This window comes from Yoonia sp. KMU-150 (assembly GCF_056858355.1).
On record NZ_JBXEQF010000001.1, the window covers coordinates 1,794,549 to 1,811,864 of the forward strand.

Consider the following 17,316-nt stretch of genomic DNA (forward strand, 5'->3'; position numbering starts at 1 on the left):
ATTGCTCGAACACGATAAGCCCGTCACGCGGGCTTGGGTGATCCACCCCGACGTCAAAACCGACAAGACTCGCCGGGATGCCGACCCGGCGCTGGCGGAAGCCGTGTCGCTGGCCATGGCCCTGCCTGACTTGAAGGTCGTGGGAACCGAAGTCGTGCGCCTGCCCAAGCGCCACGCGGGCAAGCTGCTGGGCAAGGGCAAGATCGCGGAACTGAAGGACCGGCTGAAAGCCAACGACGTCGAACTGGTCCTGATGGATGGCGCGCTGACACCCGTGCAGCAGCGCAATCTGGAAAAGGAATGGGACGTCAAGATCCTCGACCGGACCGGGCTGATCTTGGAGATTTTCAGCGACCGCGCCCGCACCGCCGAAGGTGTGCTGCAGGTCGAGATGGCGCATCTGTCCTACCAGCGCACCCGGCTCGTCCGCGCCTGGACGCACCTGGAACGCCAGCGCGGTGGGCTCGGCTTTGTCGGTGGCCCCGGCGAGACGCAGATCGAGGCGGACAGGCGCGCCATCGACATGCAGCTGAAGGCGCTGCGGGGTCAGCTCGACAAGGTCGTGAAAACCCGCACCCTGCACCGGGCGGGCCGGGCCAAGGTGCCGTTCCCGATTGTCGCACTCGTGGGCTACACGAACGCGGGGAAATCGACGCTCTTCAATCGGCTTACCGGGGCAGAGGTTTTCGCCAAGGATATGCTTTTCGCCACGCTCGATCCCACGATGCGCAAGATCTTGCTGCCCTCGGGCGACGAGGTCATCATGTCCGATACCGTGGGCTTTATCAGTGACTTGCCGACCGAACTTGTCGCGGCCTTCCGCGCCACGCTGGAAGAGGTGCTGGATGCGGACCTGATCGTGCACGTGCGCGACATCAGCCATGCCGAGACCGAGGAACAGGCGCTGGACGTGAACGATATTCTCGCGTCACTCGGCGTCGCCGACACCGCCCCGATGATCGAAGTCTGGAACAAGATCGACCTGCTGTCCGACGAAGACCGCGCGGCGGTCGAGACTCAGGCCGAACGGCGCGACGATCTTTACGCCGTCTCCGCCGTCACCGGCGCGGGCATGGCCCGCTTGCTGAGCGCGTTGGCTGGCAAACTGAAAGACCCGCGGGCAGAGGAGACGCTGACGCTGGGTTTTGCCGACGGCCGCAAACGCGCATGGCTTTATGACGAGGGGATCGTCACCGACGAACGCCAGAACGACGACGGCTATACCTTGCAGGTGTTCTGGACGAAACTGCAGCAGGAACGCTTTGCAAGGCTTTGATCAGTCTGCACTTTCCGGCACCAGCACCGTCACGCCAACCGCAGCCGCCCGCGCCAGCGCGGGGTCGAGCGACATCGGGATATATTCGCCGCGCCGCCACAATTCCCCGAGGTTATCGTAATAGCGCGACAGCGGATGGCCGGACTGGCCGGTGGCAGTAATGAACACCGAGCTGTCGGGATCGGCAAAGTCATAGACCCCGCGATACCCTGCGGCATGGACGTTGTGAAACGGCGTCTCGCCCGTGCCAGAGGTGCGGCCGCGCTGCAACGTATTGTCGCCGCCGCTGGTCGACTGGCGGATGTTCACGAACCAGTTGAGCACCGGCACAGTGCCGAGGACGGCGTGATCATGCGTCGCCTGATGCGCGTCGCCCCAGCGTAACGCCTCGATGGCCGTGCCGTGATGCTCCGCGATCCAGAGCAGGGCATCGTCGAGCGCCTGCCGCGAGATGTCGGTGCAGGTTTCCACCGGGGCCGATTGCAGCACGTCGCACCACGCGCCGGCCCCGTCTGTGTTGCGGAACACGCGGTCGATGAACACCGGGTTCACGTGAGTGAAGTCGGAGGCGAGCGGGCCCAACTCGTCGCGGATCAGCCGCTCCTGCAATTCGCGCAGCCAGGCAGCATAGATCAGCGGTTCGGGTAGATGCTCGTTCATTTCGCCGTTCCAGGCGGCGAGCAGTTCCAGCGCCTTCTGGCGCTGACGCTCCGGCGTGCCCTCGGTCGCGGCCTCTCCGGTGAACCACAGGTCCGCGCCGATCAGCGGCAGCAGCGACCGTGCGGTATAGCTGACGGTGTCCTGCTGCGCCTCGATGAAGCTGTCGCGGGTGTGCACCTGACGCGACTGCATCAGGCGCTGCCAGCGGAAAATACGCTGCGTGTCACCCCAGAGGAACGAGACGTGGTCAGGAAAGTCCCTGTCCACCGTCTTGTTGTTGGTATTGCCGAGAATCCCGCCCGCAGGATCGACGAAGCTGGGGTTGTCGGCATAGGGCTGGCGGCCCTGCCAGCGGTTTTCGGCCAGATAACCCAGGCTGGGCAGGCGGCCCTGACTTTGATGCGCGGGGTCGCGCGCGGGGATCGCGCCGATGGTTTTCATCGCGATCCGGTTGCGGTCGGTCAGCATCATGTTCTGGGCAGGGGCGATATAGTCCTCTGCCGCCGTGATCGCCCCGGTGACCGTGCGCGCCTGCATCACGTCGAGTGCGGCGGAATAGGATGTGTCCTCCTCCGACAGCGCCGTCCAGGCCACGCTGGCCACATGGCCGGGCGGAGTCACGGCACCAAGGTCGAACTGATCGGGTGGCATTACCGGGCCGTTTTCCGTCCACTGCAGTTGCAGGGTGATGGCGGCGGCGTCCTTGATGTTGACGATGCTTTCGCGGGTTTCGAAATCGGCCCAGCCGTCGGGTGTGCGATACTGGCCGGGGTCGTCGGGGTTCACCTCCTCGATATAGACGTCCTGATCGTCGACATAGGCTGTCGTCAAACCCCAGCCAAGGGTGGCGCTGCGCCCGGTCAGCACGACCGGTATCCCGGGGATCGTGCCACCGATCACGCCGCCCGATTGCAGTTCCAGCCGCGCCAGATACCAGATCGTCGGCGCGGTCAGCCCCAGATGCGGGTCGTTGGCCAGCAGGGTCGATCCGGCGGCGGCGCGGTCCGGGCTGGCGGCCCAGGCGTTGGATGCACCGGCCAGCGGGATCGGGCGAATGGGCGACAGCGGGTCGGGTGCGCTGCGCGGGACGGCAGCATAGTAACGGACACCGGGGACCAGTTGCGCATATTCCGGCAGGGCGGCGATGCCGGAGGTCGGATCGTCCGGCAGGATGTCGTTCAGGCGGGCAGGGTCCATCGCCGGATTGTTGTCGATCATCAATGATGTGCGGGCGCGCAGCACCTCCGCGCTCAGGTGGCCGGAGAGTTGCAGCGCCATCAGTTTCATGATCGCGAGGCTGTCGGCAGGCTGCCACGGGGCGACCGGATGGTTGAACAGCCACATTTCCGGCGCGCCGCGCCCCAGCGCGCCCTTGTTCACCTCTGCCAGCCAGGCGTTCACGCCATCGGCATAGGCGTCCAGCGCGGCGGTGCCTGCGTCGCCCTGTGCCGCGACGGACCGGCGGGCGACACCGTGCAGGTCGAACCGGCGGATCACGCTGTCGATCCGCACGGTGCGCTGGCCGAAGAGTTCCGACAGGCGGCCCTGAGCGGTGCGGCGCAGCATCGTCATCTGCCACAGCCGGTCCTGCGCGTGGGCGTAGCCGAGGGCGAAGAACACATCTTCGTCCGACTGGCCGAAGATATGCGGCACGTTGGCGTTGTCGCGCACGATCTCGACGGGGGCCTGAAGCCCCGCCGCCTCTGCCCGCATGTCGTAATCGGGCAGGGAGCGGGAGGCGAAGTAGTAGGCCAGCACGAACGCCAGCACCGCGAGTGCGATGATCCCGGTGGTGATGCGGAATAACCAGCGGAAGATCAAAGCCATGTCGGGTATCCGTGTGCAGTCATGCCTTGCCTTTTAGCGCGGCACCGGGCGGGGTGCCACGCGGAATTGCCCGCCGTGTGCGGCCTTTATCGTTCCGGCAGCAATCCACGCGGGCTGAACCGCAGCACCAGCAGCAGGATCACGCCCATGGTCAACAGGCGCATGTGCGCTGCCGCATCCTGAAGATGGCCCTTGAGGAAGCTGCCATCGGCCATGCCCGAGGTGATGAGATCCATCGCCAGTCGGCCCAGCGGTTCCACCTGCACCCAGAGGAACCAGATCAGGAATCCGCCCAGCACGGCGCCGAGGTTGTTGCCCGATCCGCCGACGATCACCATGACCCAGACGAGGAAGGTAAAGCGCAGCGGCTGATACTGGCCCGGCGTCAACTGCCCGTCGAGCGTGGTCATCATCGCACCCGCGATGCCGCAGATGGCAGAGCCCAGGATGAAGATTTGCAAGTGCCGCGCGGTCACGTCCTTGCCCATCGCCTCTGCCGCGACCTCGTTGTCGCGGATCGCGCGCATCATGCGGCCCCAAGGGCTTTTCAGCGCGCCCTGCGCCAGCACCAGCAGAATGATCAGGACGACCGCGAACAACCCACCATAAAGCAGTTTGACCCACAAGGTCGAGGCCGTGACCGGATCCAGCCCCCAGCCCGCCGCGCGTTCCACGAAAGACGGGTCCGCCTGCAGATCGACCTCGTAGGGGACGGGGCGGGGCAGGCCGATCACGTTCTTCACGCCGCGCGCCATCCAGTCTTCGTTCTTCATGATCGAGATGATGATCTCTGCAATCCCCAGCGTGGCGATCGCCAGATAATCCGACCGCAAGCCAAGCGCCGTCTTGCCGATGACCCATGCCGCACCCGCGGCCAGCACGCCGCCCACCGGCCACGCGAGAATGATCGGCAGGCCCAGCCCGCCCAGATAGCCCGTCGAGGCCGGGTTCACGGCCTCCACCGCCTCCACGCCCGCGTCGAAGACGGAGCGGAAGACGAAAAAGCCGACGATCAGGATCGCCAGCAGGATCACGGTGCGTTTGCGCCCGGTGAAGGTCTTGAACGCATAGACGGCCCCCGCGATCGTCACCGCCGCCAGCACGAGGCCCAGCAGCACCATCAGGCCCCCGGCCGACCACGCCTCCGGCACCGGGTCCATCGACACCAGCACCGATGCCAGACCGCCCAGCGCCACGAAACCCATGACCCCGATATTGAACAGCCCGGCAAAGCCCCATTGCAGGTTCACGCCCAGCGCCATGATCGCGGAGATCAGCCCCATGTTCAGGATCAGCAGCGCCGAGTTCCAGCCCTGAACATAGCCCGTGCCAATGATCAGCGCGGCGATGCCCGCGAAATAAAGCGGTGTCTTGATGGCGTCGCTCATAGGGATTGTCCTTTGAAAAGGCCCGTCGGCTTGATCAGCAGCACGATCACCAGGATCGCGAAGCTGACCGCGAATTTGTAGTCGGTGGACAAAAGCTGCGCCAAACCGTCGGGGGCCAGGCTGTCGGGCAGGGCGTAGCCCGCCACCTTCTTCCACGCATAGGTGATCGTGACCTCGGAAAAGGCGATGACGAAACCGCCGCCGATGGCCCCCAGCGGGCTGCCCAGCCCGCCGACGACGGCGCTGGCGAAGATCGGCAGCAGCAGTTGAAAGTATGTGAAAGCCTTGAAGGATTTGTCGAGGCCGTAAAGCGTGCCTGCCACAGTCGCCAGCGCCGCCACGATCAGCCAGGTCACCATCACAACCCGTTCGGGGTTGATGCCGGACAGCAGCGCCAGATCCTCGTTGTCGGAAAAGGCGCGCATGGATTTGCCGGTGCGCGTCTTGTTGAGAAACCAGAACAACACCGCCACCACGATCACGGCAACGACGACGGTGATCGCCTGCGTGGTCTTGATCGCGAGCCCCTCGTCGAGGCCGGTCATTTCCTTGAAATCACGCGCGGAAATGATGAAGCGTTCGCCATCCGAAAACGTGATGTCGCGCACGCCGATGATGAAACGCACGATGCCGTTCATCACGAACATCACGCCCATAGAAACGATCACGAGGATCACGGGTTTCGCCTTCTGGTCGCGGTAGAATTTATAGACCACGCGGTCAGTGCCCAGCAGCAACAGCCCCGTCGCCGCGATCCCGATGGGCAGGGCAAGCAGGGCAGTGGGCAGCGGGCCGAAACTGACGCCCATGGATTGCAGACCCCATGTCGCAAGAATCGTCGCCATGGTGCCGAATGCCATGGTGTCGCCGTGGGCGAAGTTGGAAAACCGCAGGATGCCGTAGATCAGCGTGACCCCCAGCGCACCGATGGCCAACTGCGCGCCATAGGCGAGGCCCGGCACGATCACGAAATTGGTCAGGGCGACGATCGCGTTGAGGAAATCCATGTCTTACTCGCTTTCGCGGCAGGTGCCGCTGTGCAGGATGGTGTCGTTCAGGCGACCCTGAACGCGGGTTTCCATCAGTAGGAATTCCGCGACCTCCGGGTCGGGCATGTCGCCGTTGTAGATGTAGGAGAGGGCAAAGCTGTGCCGGTCGGTTTCCGGCCCGGTGAGCCAGGTAAAGACGTGCCCGTCGTGATTGCGCAGGTCGGTGACGGTCTGGCCCCGCCATGTGAAGACGTAACTCGCGTCGTCGCCGCTGCCGAAGGTCGTGGCGATGCCGAAACTGCCGCCGCCAGCGGTGCAAGCCCCGTCATACGTGCAGGTGCGGGCGATCTCGCAGGTCTCGATCAAATCCTGCGCTGCGACAGGTGCGGCGCAAAGGCTCAGCGCAACGGCGATGCGGGCGATCATGGTGTCACCTCGCATTCACCGCTTATGTCGATCTCGTGCCGGGCCACGGTATAACGGCCGGTCCCGCCGGGCTGCATCACGAACATCCCGACGGCGCCGTCGTGCGCGGGATGGCTGAACCCCAGCATGTCGCCGATGATGAACGGTTCGGCTTCGAAGCTCTCCCCTCGCATCCGCACGGTCGTGACCTTGCGGCGCGGTGGCTCGTTCGCGTCCACCGCGGGGGCGAACTGGGTGCGGTCGATCGTGAAGGACAGCGAAAACCCTGTGGTGCCGCAGGCCTGATAGGATGCGCAAGGCCCGCTCAGATCGCAGGTCACTGTTTCGGCCTGTGCCGTGCCCGCCATCAGGATCATCGCCGCCACCCGCATCATCCGCCCAGAAAGCTGCGGCGGACCTGTTCATCGGCCAGCAGTTCCTTGCCCGTTCCCGTGTGCGCATTGCGCCCCTGGACCAGCACATAGGCTTTATCAGCAATTTCAAGGGCCTGCCGGGCGTTCTGTTCCACCATCAGGATGGGGATGCCGGTACGCGCAACCTCGATGATGCGGTCGAAAAGTTCATCCATCACGATGGGTGACACGCCCGCGGTCGGTTCATCCAGCATCAGCACCTTCGGCTTGGTCATCAGCGCCCGGCCCACGGCGACCTGCTGACGCTGCCCGCCCGACAGCTCTCCGGCTGCCTGATGGCGCTTTTCCTTCAGGATCGGGAACAGATCGTAGATTTGCGCCATGGTATCGCGAAAATCGTCGCGGCGGATGAAGGCGCCCATTTCGAGGTTTTCCTCCACCGTCATCGACGTGAAGATGTTGGAGGTCTGCGGCACGAACCCCATGCCCTTCACGACCCGCTGCTGCGGCGTCAGGCTGGTGATGTCCTCGCCGTCCAGCCTCACCGACCCCTTGTTGACGTTCAGCATCCCGAACACGGCCTTCATCGCGGTGGACTTGCCCGCGCCGTTGGGGCCGACGATCACCGCGATCTCGCCCTTTTCGGCGGCGATGGTGCAGTCGTGCAGAATGTCCGGCCCCTTGCCGTAGCCGCCGGTCATCGCGTCACCGATGAGGAACGGGCCCCCGGGGGCGGATTTGGCCTCACCGGGATTGCGCAGCGGATCGCTGGTGCTGCCGCCGCGTTCCTTGGTGATCGAGCGGTCGTTGTTGCCGCGGTCGTCCTGATAGGGATTGCTGGTCATTCGTTGTCCTCTGATGCCGCGATCCAGTCCGTGAAGGGTGCGCCGTCGATGGTGACACCGGCCAATGTGGCGTCGATCCGGGCCTGCCGCTCTGCATCCGTTAACCTGTCAGAGCCGTCGGGCTGCACCGGAAGCGCGGTGAAGTCGAGCGAAACGTATTCGTCCCGCAGGAATATCTCGACAGTCTCGGACCTGTAGTCGGCAAGGCTGTCGTCATAGCTGCTGCGGATCACCACCACGTCGTCCGCGTGGACTGCCGTAGCCGCGTAGGTCGGCAACCCGAGCGCACGGTCGATGACGCGCATCAGCAAACCTTCCGCATCCATTCCGGCGGTCATGCCCGCAATGTCGCCGTCGTGGCCATAGGCGCGCTCTGCGATCAAGAGCAGCGAGAAAGCGGCATCGTCAGCAGTATAGGCGAACTCCTCCAGCTGCGGCTCGATCAGAACGTCCGGTGCGCCCCAGATATCGGCGGGCGGGCAGACCATCACCCGTTCGTCGGTCGTGCCGGTGCAGGCGGGAGTCGCTGTCAAAGTGTCCAGCGTTACGGACGGGTCGACGAACGCCCAGGTCATGTCGTCGTTCAACACGACGTCGCGGTTGTAGAGCGTCGCGCGCGCGACCTCGCTGGCCTGTGCCGCGCCCTGTGTCGCCGCAATGACCAGAACCACCGGGGCCAGCCAGAGCGTCATGCGGGCACCTGATCCTTGTTTTTCAGACCGGTGCCAAGGTAGGCCTCGATCACCTGTTCGTTGGCCTTGATCTCGTCCAGCGTGCCCTCGGCGAGCACCTTGCCCTCGGCCATGCAGATGACGGGGTCGCAAAGGCGGCCGATGAAATCCATGTCGTGCTCGATCACGACGAAGGTATAGCCGCGCTCCTTGTTGAGCCGGATGATCGCATCGCCGATGGTGTTGAGCAGCGTGCGGTTCACGCCCGCGCCGACCTCGTCGAGGAAAACGATCTTGGCGTCGACCATCATCGTGCGCCCGAGTTCGAGCAGTTTTTTCTGCCCGCCCGAGACTTCGCCGGCCTTCTGTTCGGCCAGGTGGTCGATGGTCAGGAATTCCAGCACCTCGTCGGCCTTCGCCTTGAGCGCGCGCTCCTCGTCGGCGATGCGTTTGCGCCCAAACCAGGTGTTCCACAGCGTTTCGCCCGATTGGGCTGCGGGGACCATCATCAAGTTCTCGCGGCAGGTCATCGACGAAAATTCATGTGCGATCTGAAAGGTGCGCAGAAGCCCTTTGTGAAAAAGCGTGTGCGGCGGCAAGCCGGTGATATCCTCGCCCGCCATGGTGACAGTGCCTGCAGTCGGTTGAAGAACGCCTGCGATCACGTTGAAAAGAGTTGTTTTTCCGGCACCATTGGGGCCGATCAGGCCGGTGATCGTATTTTCCGCAATCGACAGCGACGCGCCGTCGACGGCGCGAAAGCCACCGAAGGTCTTTACCAGATTTTCGACGACGATCATCTTCCCCGGACCCTTCGCACGTTAATGTCGTGTCTTATGGTGTTGAAACGGCGCGGGAAAATCCCGCGCCGTTTCATTTTCGGCAAACCGAATTAACGGTAGCCGATGGTGGAGTATTCGCCGTCGGCGAATTCGATTTCCTGGTAGTTACCGGCGGATTCACCAGCACCGATCAATTCAACAGCCGACGCACCGACGTAGTCGATGTCTTCACCAGCGGCGATCAGTTCCAGACCCTTGGCCAGTTCACCGGGCATGATCTCGGTGCCGGGAGCGTTGGCCACATCCATGATGTGATCCTTGAAATCGGCGGAAGCAGAGGATTCAGCCGCCTGCATCGCCAGCATGATCAGCGCCGCCGCGTCATAGCTTTCGGGCGCGAAGGCACCTGTGCCGTCGAAACCAGCGGCTTCGGCGAGTTCGACGAAGGTGCCAGCACCGGCGTTATCGGTGCCGGGGTAGGCGCCGAAGGAGCCGTTGAGTTCCGCGCCGAAGTTCTCGTTCAGCTTCTGACCGACCATGCCGTCGGGGAAGTAGAACGTGTCGAACGCGCCTGCATCCAGTGCGGAGCGCACGATGCCGGAGCCGCCCTGATCGACGTAGCCTGCGACGACGAGAACTTCGCCACCGGCGGAGGCCAGTGCGCCGACTTCAGCCGAATAATCGGCCTTGCCGTCTTCGTGGGCTGCCGAAATGGTGACGGTGCCGCCAGCCGCTTCGAATTCAGCCTGGAACGCATCGGCCAGACCCTTGCCGTAGTCGTTGTTGGTGTAGGTCAGCGCGACCTCGTTGAAACCGCGGTCCTGCAGGATGTTGGTGATGATCACGCCCTGACGCGCATCCGACGGCGCGGTGCGGAAGAACAGGCCGTCATCCTCGGCGGTGGACAGGCCGGGGGATGTGGCGGATGGCGAGACCATGACGATCCCGTTGGCACGCGCGACGTTCTGCAGGATTGCACCGGTGACGCCGGAACAGTCGGCACCCATGATGGCGTTCACGCCGTCGGAGGTCACCAGACGCTCGGCTGCCGTCGTGGCGGCCCCGGCGTCGATGCATGTGCTGTCGCCGCGCACGGATGTGACGGTCGCACCGCCCATCAGCGCACCGGATTCGGTGACTTCTGCCATGGCGAGTTCCGCACCGGCACCCATCGCTGGCGTGATCGATTCAAGCGGGCCGGTGAAGCCCAGAATGACGCCGATCTTGATTTCCTCTGCATGGCCGTCCGCAAAGGCGGCGCCGGTCATCAAGGCTGTGGCCGCAGTGGCCAACATAAATTTCTTCATTGTTTTCTCCCTAGTGGAACGTTGTCCTGACGCGCACCCTACGCAGACGGTTTTGAAAAGTGAAGCAGGATATGAGGGCGGAATCGCCTGTTTTGCCCCGTGAAACGGCCCGTTGGCCCGCGACGCCGCTGTCGCGGGTGTCGGTCGGGCGGATACGCCCGCTAGCCGCCGGGTGCGCGCGTGGTCGCGAAGAACCCGGCACCGACAAAGTCGCTTTCGGTCCCTGCAGCCCCGATCGCGAGGGTGCCTGCCGCCTCTTGCGCGGTCGGGCCATAGAATGTGCCGCCATATGTCCCGATCCGTGCGGCACCGGGGGCGAGGATCGCGGCTGCGAGCGTGTCATCCGCGATCAGCCCGCCCGCAAATCCGGTGGCATCGACCGTGGCGTCACGCATCGTGATCGTGCCTGGCAGGGCGCTGTATGCCGCCGCATCGGGCCCCTGGGCGCCGAGGTTCGACATCAGGCCGCGCAGCGTTCCGTCGGCCTGCACCGTCAGAGCGACGTCGCCGCGAAACCTGACCCGCTGCGCGGAAAACGCGCGGTAGTCCGTCGGCACGGTTTCGGCGCGAAACGTCCCGGTATATCGACCGATGGCGGCATCGCCGAACACCTCTGGCCGGGTCTCGGTGCCGATCACGGCGTAGAGAAAGCGTGACTCGGTGCCGCCGCCGACCTCTGACGAAAAGAATGAGAGCGCCTGCGCATAGAGCCCGCCGCCTGCCAGCAGATCGGTGATCGGGCCTGTATGGCCGAAGACACCGACGTAAAGACCGGCAGGATCGTCCTGCACCACATAGCCTTCGACGCGGGTTCCGGTGCTGTCGGTGCGCTGGTCGGCGGGGGAAAATGCCTGTTCAACCCCGTCGAGGTTCAACGTCAGCGCGCCTGATGGGTTTCCCGTGACAGCAAGGCCGTTGTCGGTGGCGCGCGCGGTGCCAGCCGCGTAGTCGAGCGAAATCACGGCTGTGGCGGTGCCGCCCGCCGTCAGCGTGCCACCCCCGGCGAGGACCTGACCGGGGTCGCGGATGGTCCCGTCGGTTTCGGCATAGACCGGCGTGACCGTGACCGGCACCATCGGCGCAGGGGCGGTGCCGATGCATCCGGCCAGTCCGGCCATGGCGATGACGGCAAGTGTGGTCGCGCGCATGGGAACTCCTGTCTGCGATACGCCGTGGCGGAGTATCGCGTCAGGATGGTTAACCAATGCTTAACGGCCGGAGAGAGGTCAGATCGAAAGGCGGGCCGCGTGGCTGCCGCGTTCGCGGTAAGGCGTCGTGTCGTAGTGCGACCGGTAGCATTTGGAAAAATGCGAGGGTGAGGCGAAACCGCAGGCGAGGGCGACGTTGATCACCGTCATGTCCGTCTGCATCAGCAGGTTTCGGGCCTTTTGCAGCCGCAGTTCCATGTAATAGCGTTTCGGGCTACGCGACAGATAGCGGCGGAACAGGCGTTCCAGCTGCCGGGTGGACATGCCCACGTTCTTGGCCAGCACCGCGGGGCTGATCGGTTCCTCGATGTTCTGTTCCATCATCTGGATCACGCGGCTGAGCTTGGGGTGGCGCACGCCGATCCGTGTCGGGATCGACAGGCGCTGGGTGTCCTGATCGGTGCGGATCGAGGAGTAGATCAGCGTGTCGGCCACAGCATTGGCCAGTTCCTCGCCATGGTGGTCGGCGATCAGTTTCAGCATCAGGTCGATGGAGGCGGTGCCGCCGGCGGTGGTGATCCGGTTGCCGTCGACGACGAAGACCGATTTGGTCAGCGTGACCTCGTCGAATTCCTCGACAAAGCTGTCCTGGTTTTCCCAGTGGATCGTGGCCTTCTTGCCGTCCAGAAGCCCTGCTTTGGCCAGCGTATGGGCCGAGGTGCACAGGCCTGCCATGGTGACCCCACGTCGCGCCTCGCGGCGCAGCCAGTTCAGCACTTTCTTCGTGGTCGCCTGCTGGATGTCGATGCCGCCGCAGATCATCACGGTATCGTCGCGGTCCAACTCGATCAGGTCGTCGTCCAGCGCGAAAGTCGTGCCGTTGGAGCAGGTGACGCTGGTGCCGCCCTCGCCGATCACCGTCCAGCTGTAAAGATCGGCAGCGGCGGTGCGGTTGGCCAGACGCAGGCTTTCGACCGCGCAGGCAAAGCAAAGCATGGTGAACTGGTCGAGCAAGACAAAGACGAAACGGCGCGGCTTGGCCGGTGCGGCGATTTCGACGATGGGGTCGGGATGCGACATGGAGTGGCCCGCAAAACAGATTGTCCGCCCTGCACAGCAGTTTTGCGACACAAGATCAAGCGCCAAATCTCGGTGCATTGCACGGGATTCATGGCGGATGCGGGCGTTTTGCCCATTGGCGCTGTGTCGCGGGCGCGCTATAGGGTCGGACCGTTAGCGCCAAACCCGCGGCGCGAGAGACATGATGATTGGAGCGAGACCATGACGACCTGGCAAAAAACGGACTGGCGCAACAAGCCACGGGTCCAGATGCCGACCTATACGGATGCCGCCGCGCTGAACGCGGTCGAGACGCGTCTGGCCGGGTATCCGCCGCTGGTCTTTGCCGGCGAGGCGCGGCGTCTGAAAACGCATCTGGCGGCTGCCAGCCGGGGCGAGGCGTTCCTGTTGCAGGGCGGCGACTGCGCCGAGAGTTTCGCGGAATTTTCCGCCGACGGCATCCGCGACACCTTCAAGGTGATGCTGCAGATGGCGATGGTGCTGACCTATGGTGCCAAGGTGCCGGTGGTGAAGGTCGGCCGGATGGCGGGCCAGATGGCCAAGCCACGGTCCGCCGATACCGAGACTGTGGGCGGCGTGGAACTGCCCAGCTACCGTGGCGACATCATCAACGGGTTCGACTTCGACGAGGCCTCTCGCGTGCCCGACCCCGAGCGGATGGCGCAGGCCTATATGCAGGCCGCCGCGACGCTGAACCTGCTGCGCGCGTTCTCGACGGGTGGTTACGCCGACGTGCACAAGGTGCACCAGTGGACGCTGGGGTTCACCAGCGGCGACGAGGCGGGCAAGTATCGCGAGATGGCCGAACGGATCAGCGACACGCTCGATTTCATGGAAGCCGCCGGGCTGACGTCGGCCACGAACCACGAATTGCAGACGGTGGAATTCTACACCTCCCACGAGGCTCTGCTGCTTGAGTATGAAGAGGCGCTGTGCCGGTTGGACAGCACGTCGGGCAAATGGCTGGCCGGATCGGGCCACATGATCTGGATCGGCGATCGCACGCGGCAGCCGGACGGCGCGCATGTGGAATTCTGCAAGGGCGTGCAGAACCCGATCGGTCTGAAATGCGGCCCGTCGATGACCTCCGGTCACCTCAAATCGCTGATGGCCTCGCTCAACCCCGACAACGAGGCCGGGCGGCTGACGCTGATCGCACGCTTCGGTGCGGGGCAGGTCGGCGATCACCTGCCGCGGCTGATCAAGGCGGTCGAGGAAGAGGGTGCCAACGTGCTGTGGACCTGTGACGCGATGCACGGCAACACGATCAAATCCTCCACTGGCTACAAGACCCGGCCGTTCGAGAGCGTGCTGCGCGAGGTGCGCGAGTTCTTCGGCGTGCACAAGGCCGAGGGCACCGTGCCCGGCGGCGTGCATTTCGAGATGACGGGCAAGGACGTGACCGAATGCACCGGCGGCGTGCGCGCCGTGACGGACGAGGATTTGTCGGACCGGTATCACACCGCCTGCGATCCGCGCCTGAATGCCTCGCAATCGCTGGAACTGGCGTTTCTGGTGGCCGAGGAGCTGAAAGCGCGGCGCGAGACGATGAGTGCCGCCAAGGCGGGCTGAGCCTGCCTACCGGTTGATCGAACGCGCCGGGGCCGCCGCAGGTGACCCCGGCGTCGTGAAGCGCATTGATGGAGGCCGCGTCATGACGGAGCAGAAACGTATCGTCCTGGCCAGCGATCATGCGGCCATCACGTTGCGCCAGACCATCGCCGCCCATGTTGCGGCGGCAGGCTGGACCCCTGTCGATATCGGGCCCGTGACACCCGAAAGCACACCCTATCCGCAGCACGGCGCTGCCGCAGCGGAACGGGTCGCCTCGGGCGATTGCCGCTTTGGCATCATCCTCTGCGGGACCGGGCAGGGGATCATGATGGCGGCCAACAAGGTCCCGGGCGTGCGCTGCGGCGTGTGTTCAGAACCTGTTTCGGCGCGGCTGATCCGCGAACACAACGACGCGAACATGCTGTCCATCGGTGCGCGCTTGGTCGGTGAGGGGCTTGCGCTGGAGATTGTCGACGCGTTTCTGTCGGCGGCATTCGAAGGCGGGCGCCATGCGGCCCGGGTCGATATGATCACGACGCTGGAGACCGGTGGCGCTTAGGCGCGCCGCTTTCGGGGTCTGGTGACGTTTGTGGACCGATGCGAAATCCGCATCACCTTCAACCAGCCCTCGAAGTGCAGCGCGCGGGTACAGGCTGATCCTCAGGTATTGTCGACCACCAGTCGCAGGGCCGGGCGCGGTGTGCGGTCTCCTGCGCGCCGTGCCAGTGGCGGGTGATCCGACCGTGGCACGCGCGGTGCAAACGCATCCTCGACCACGGGGCGATCCTGAACGCATGGCCGGCGCGACAGGTCGAACCGCCGCGCGCGCAGGCGTATGTTACGGTCCGCCACGAGGGCACCGAACAGCCGGATATCCTGCGTTCCGGTGCTGCGCAGCGGCAGGATCAGCATGCGTGCGCGGGCGGCGGGCAGTCCCAGCGGATGCGACAGCGCCAGATCAAGTTCGAGAATCCGCGGCGTGGTGAACGCCTGTTCCAGCAGGTCGGCAAACGCGGACTTGCCGCCGGGCGCGATGAACGCCCCGAGCGTGACCCCGCGCGCGTCGGCACCCAGCATGTCGCTGAGCGCCTGACCGGCGACCCGCATCCGGGCGACGCCGTGGGTCGCGCGCTCCGCGATGAAGCAGGATGGCAGGGCGTGGTCCAGTGCGGCGGGGGCGAGATCCTCGCGCCGCGGAACACCCGCGCCACGCCGCAGCTGATCCCAGTAGTTCTGCACGATGTCCAGCGTGGCGTCCGCCTTGGGACAACCCAGGGCCGTGCGTGTATGCGGTTCCAGTGCCCCGTCCTGCGTCGTCATTTTCAGCCTCTTTCCGTCTCTGCGCCCCGTTAAGAGGATTACAACATTTTTCGGCAGCGCGCATTTAACAAAGCGTTAAGTGGTTAACGGCGCGGGCGCAGGCTTGCCCCGGCGCGGGGTTTTGGATTAGGTCCACGCACGACAGCCCGGGAGCGTGCAATGATCACATCCATGACCGCCTATGCCAGCCGCAGCGGCAGCCATGACAGCGCGACCTGGCAATGGGACATGCGCGGTGTGAACGCACGCGGGCTCGATATCCGGGTGCGGCTGCCCGACGGGCAGGAGGCGCTAGAGCCTGTGCTGCGCAAGGCGCTCAAGATGGCCCTGTCGCGCGGCAACGTCACGGTCGGGCTGCGGCTGGCGCGCGAGGAGGGCGCGGCGGCCCTGGCGTTGGACGAAAGCAGGCTCGATGCGGTTCTGACGGCGCTCGACACCATACAGGAGCGTGCCTTCGCGATGGGGGTCACGCTGGGTCAGCCGACCGCGGCTGACGTGCTGACGACGCGGGGCGTGATCGCCGGGGCCGGTGGGCAGCCTGTGGCGGATGATCTCACGCAGACGTTGCAGGACGACATCGCACCGCTGGTCGCGGCCTTTGCCGAAATGCGTGCGGCGGAAGGTGCGGCGTTGCAGGCGACGCTGGCCGGACAACTGGACGATATCGCGGCGCTCGTCGCGCAAGCGGCGACCGCCGCAGATGCCCGGCAGGACGATGCCCGCGACCATCTGACGACCGCGCTCAGGCGCGTCGTCGATGACGTGGCAGAGGTGGAACCGGCGCGGATCGCGCAGGAACTGGCGTTGCTCGCGGTCAAGGCGGATGTGACGGAGGAGATCGACCGCCTTCGCACGCATGTCGCGGCGGCACGGGTCCTGCTCGGGCAGGGTGGCCCGGTCGGGCGCAAGCTGGATTTTCTGACGCAGGAATTCATGCGCGAGGCCAACACCCTGTGCGCGAAGGCGGGGTCACCCGCGCTGACGGCCATCGGCCTCGACCTCAAGGCGGTGATCGACCGGATGCGCGAACAGGTTCAGAACGTGGAGTAAAGGCATGGCGAGACGCGGATTACTTATCATACTGTCGTCGCCGTCGGGGGCGGGCAAGACGACGCTGGCGCGCGCCCTGCGGGGATGGGACGATTCCCTGCGGTTTTCCGTATCCGCCACCACGCGCCCGCCGCGCGACGGCGAGGTCGACGGGACCGATTATTTCTTCACCAGCGTCGAGGGGTTCCAGAAGCAGGTCTCGGACGGTGAGATGCTGGAACACGCGCGAGTCTTCGGCAACTACTACGGCTCGCCCGTGGCGCCGGTGCAGGAGGCCATCGACGCGGGCCGCGACGTGCTCTTCGACGTGGATTGGCAGGGTGCTCAGCAGATATCGAAATCCAGCCTGCGCGATCATGTGCTGTCGATCTTCATCCTGCCACCCAGCATGGCCGAACTGCGCCGCCGTTTGGAAAGCCGCGGGCAGGACAGCCCGGAGGTGATCGAGGAACGGATGCAGAAAAGCTGGGACGAGATTTCGCACTGGGACAGCTACAGCTATGTTCTGATCAACGACGATCTGGGCACGACAGAGGACCGGCTGAAGACCATCATCGACGCCGAACGCCTGCGCGCGAGCCAGCAACCCGACCTGATGGACCATGTGCGGCTGCTGCAAACCCAATTCGAGGAGCGATGA

General features: G+C 64.8%; 17 protein-coding genes. 5 read left to right on the forward strand and 12 right to left on the reverse strand.

The features are described from left to right. Position 1 precedes the first annotated feature (1 nt). A complete protein-coding gene (gene hflX, locus AC04PH_RS08885; protein WP_483065386.1) occupies positions 2-1,276 on the forward strand; it encodes a GTPase HflX in 1,275 nt (424 codons plus the stop codon). Here hflX and AC04PH_RS08890 read toward each other — a convergent pair whose 3' ends face one another. From AC04PH_RS08890 to AC04PH_RS08940, 11 genes are all read right to left on the reverse strand, one after another. Further along, positions 1,277-3,763, reverse strand: coding sequence for a penicillin acylase family protein (locus AC04PH_RS08890; protein ID WP_483065387.1), 2,487 nt, complete (start codon positions 3,761-3,763; stop codon positions 1,277-1,279). It abuts the gene before it with no gap. A gap of 86 nt (positions 3,764-3,849) precedes the next feature. Next, entirely contained in the window at positions 3,850-5,151 is a 1,302-nt protein-coding gene (locus tag AC04PH_RS08895; protein ID WP_483065388.1) for a branched-chain amino acid ABC transporter permease, read from the reverse strand. After that, complete coding sequence (locus AC04PH_RS08900) at positions 5,148-6,158, reverse strand: branched-chain amino acid ABC transporter permease (RefSeq protein WP_483065389.1); 1,011 nt, start codon at positions 6,156-6,158, stop codon at positions 5,148-5,150. Before AC04PH_RS08900 ends, AC04PH_RS08895 begins: the two co-directional genes overlap by 4 nt. A 3-nt stretch (positions 6,159-6,161) precedes the next feature. After that, complete coding sequence (locus tag AC04PH_RS08905; protein ID WP_483065390.1) at positions 6,162-6,566, reverse strand: hypothetical protein; 405 nt, start codon at positions 6,564-6,566, stop codon at positions 6,162-6,164. Then, positions 6,563-6,931: a hypothetical protein gene (locus tag AC04PH_RS08910; RefSeq protein WP_483065391.1), complete on the reverse strand. Its 369-nt coding sequence runs from the start codon at positions 6,929-6,931 to the stop codon at positions 6,563-6,565. Before AC04PH_RS08910 ends, AC04PH_RS08905 begins: the two co-directional genes overlap by 4 nt. Positions 6,932-6,936: 5 nt before the next feature. Then, positions 6,937-7,764 (reverse strand): ABC transporter ATP-binding protein, encoded by an 828-nt coding sequence (locus AC04PH_RS08915; RefSeq protein WP_483065392.1) that lies wholly within the window; start codon positions 7,762-7,764, stop codon positions 6,937-6,939. Then, the gene (locus AC04PH_RS08920; RefSeq protein WP_483065393.1) at positions 7,761-8,456 is read right to left on the reverse strand and encodes a hypothetical protein; all 696 of its coding nucleotides are present in this window, start codon (positions 8,454-8,456) and stop codon (positions 7,761-7,763) included. The genes AC04PH_RS08915 and AC04PH_RS08920 overlap by 4 nt, the downstream gene beginning before the upstream one ends. Then, positions 8,453-9,235 (reverse strand): ABC transporter ATP-binding protein, encoded by a 783-nt coding sequence (locus AC04PH_RS08925; protein ID WP_483065394.1) that lies wholly within the window; start codon positions 9,233-9,235, stop codon positions 8,453-8,455. Before AC04PH_RS08925 ends, AC04PH_RS08920 begins: the two co-directional genes overlap by 4 nt. Before the next feature lie 92 nt (positions 9,236-9,327). Further along, a complete protein-coding gene (locus AC04PH_RS08930) occupies positions 9,328-10,524 on the reverse strand; it encodes an ABC transporter substrate-binding protein (RefSeq protein ID WP_483065395.1) in 1,197 nt (398 codons plus the stop codon). Positions 10,525-10,685: 161 nt separating this feature from the next. Continuing rightward, on the reverse strand, positions 10,686-11,672 hold the full coding sequence (locus tag AC04PH_RS08935) for a hypothetical protein (RefSeq protein WP_483065396.1): 987 nt from the start codon (positions 11,670-11,672) through the stop codon (positions 10,686-10,688). A 78-nt stretch (positions 11,673-11,750) separates the two neighbouring features. Then, on the reverse strand, positions 11,751-12,752 hold the full coding sequence (locus AC04PH_RS08940; protein ID WP_483065397.1) for a GlxA family transcriptional regulator: 1,002 nt from the start codon (positions 12,750-12,752) through the stop codon (positions 11,751-11,753). A 201-nt stretch (positions 12,753-12,953) separates the two neighbouring features. On the opposite strand from AC04PH_RS08940, the gene AC04PH_RS08945 reads away from it, so the two are divergent. Further along, positions 12,954-14,324, forward strand: coding sequence for a class II 3-deoxy-7-phosphoheptulonate synthase (locus AC04PH_RS08945; protein WP_483065398.1), 1,371 nt, complete (start codon positions 12,954-12,956; stop codon positions 14,322-14,324). A gap of 82 nt (positions 14,325-14,406) precedes the next feature. After that, complete coding sequence (rpiB, locus tag AC04PH_RS08950) at positions 14,407-14,865, forward strand: ribose 5-phosphate isomerase B (protein ID WP_483065399.1); 459 nt, start codon at positions 14,407-14,409, stop codon at positions 14,863-14,865. A 101-nt stretch (positions 14,866-14,966) separates the two neighbouring features. On the opposite strand, the gene AC04PH_RS08955 is transcribed toward rpiB, so the two are convergent. Then, positions 14,967-15,626, reverse strand: coding sequence for a PAS domain-containing protein (locus tag AC04PH_RS08955; RefSeq protein ID WP_483065400.1), 660 nt, complete (start codon positions 15,624-15,626; stop codon positions 14,967-14,969). Between the two features lie 159 nt (positions 15,627-15,785). Between AC04PH_RS08955 and AC04PH_RS08960 the strand changes: the two genes are divergently transcribed. Both AC04PH_RS08960 and gmk read left to right on the forward strand, forming a co-directional pair. After that, complete coding sequence (locus AC04PH_RS08960) at positions 15,786-16,676, forward strand: YicC/YloC family endoribonuclease (RefSeq protein WP_483065401.1); 891 nt, start codon at positions 15,786-15,788, stop codon at positions 16,674-16,676. A gap of 4 nt (positions 16,677-16,680) precedes the next feature. After that, on the forward strand, positions 16,681-17,316 hold the full coding sequence (gene gmk, locus AC04PH_RS08965; RefSeq protein ID WP_483065402.1) for a guanylate kinase: 636 nt from the start codon (positions 16,681-16,683) through the stop codon (positions 17,314-17,316).